We start from the raw sequence: 1054 nt of genomic DNA on the forward strand, positions 1-1054 counted from the left end.
TAGAGCACGTCAGGTTTTGATTGAAGCGTAGCCTGCATTTTTGAGATAGTTTTCAAATTCGCCGGGTGCGATTGTCTCGATGAGACTTCCCACATGACGCCATGTCTCTTCGATGGTGCGTTTCTGAGCCATCCGCATCCAGTGCTTGATCTTTGCGAAGACCTGCTCGATCGGATTGAGATCCGGAGAGTATGGCGGCAAGAACCATAGCCGGGCTCCTGCCGCGCGGATGGTCTGACGTATGGCCTTTGCCTTGTGGCTTCCCAGATTGTCGAGGATGACAATGTCGCCTGGATTGAGCGTTGCAACGAGTTGCTGGTCGATCCAGGCGCGGAAGCATTCCCCATTGATTGGACCGTCAAACACGCACGGGGCTTCGAGACGGTCACAGCGCAGGGCCGCGATAAATGTCATGGTGCGCCAATGGCCATGCGGTGCGTAGCCTTTGAGCCGCTTGCCCCTTGCGCCCCAGCCGCGCAGCGGCGCCATGTTGGTCTTGATCCATGTCTCATCGATGAAGACCAGCCGGGAGGGATCGAGATCGGCCATGAAGCCCTTCCAGCGCCGTCGTTTGCGGCCGATGTCGGCGCGCGCCTGTTCAAGGGCGAACAGGCTTTTTTTTGAAGCTCAAACCCTCGCGGTGGAGAAAGCGCCACACGCTGTCATGCGAAACTTTCACCCCGCGCGCCGCAAGCATGCGCTGCAGGCTGCGGGTTGTGACATGTGAGGACTGTCTCAGCTGCTCGAGGATGAAATCCCGGTGCGGCTCCAGCACAATGGGCCGGTAGCCGCCCATCTTGTCCGGTTTCACGCTGCCCGTCGCACGCCAGCGCTGCGACCACTTCACGACAGAGGAAACAGATACGCCGAACCGCGCCGCAACCGTGCGGCAGCTATCGCCCGCCTCCACAGCAGCGACAACACGCTCGCGAAGATCATTTGAATAAGCCTTGACCATGCATGCTGGCCTCCTCGTCCCAGCATGCAGTGTGAATCACAAATCAGCACAAAAGGGAATCCCGTCGCGATTCAATGAAAAACTGACCCGCTCTAG

1 protein-coding gene is annotated in these 1054 nt (G+C 58.4%); it reads right to left on the reverse strand.

The annotated features are described in order from the left end of the window. Positions 1-9: 9 nt before the first annotated feature. Positions 10-958 (reverse strand): IS630 family transposase gene (locus K1W69_RS26820; protein ID WP_220231565.1). Its coding sequence is split into 2 segments (ribosomal slippage): positions 10-621 and positions 623-958, totalling 948 coding nucleotides; the frame shifts between segments, so codons are not numbered across the junction. Between the last annotated feature and the right edge of the window lie 96 nt (positions 959-1054).

The organism is Flavimaribacter sediminis (genome assembly GCF_019492055.1).
Classification (GTDB): Bacteria; Pseudomonadota; Alphaproteobacteria; order Rhizobiales; family Rhizobiaceae; genus Flavimaribacter; species Flavimaribacter sediminis.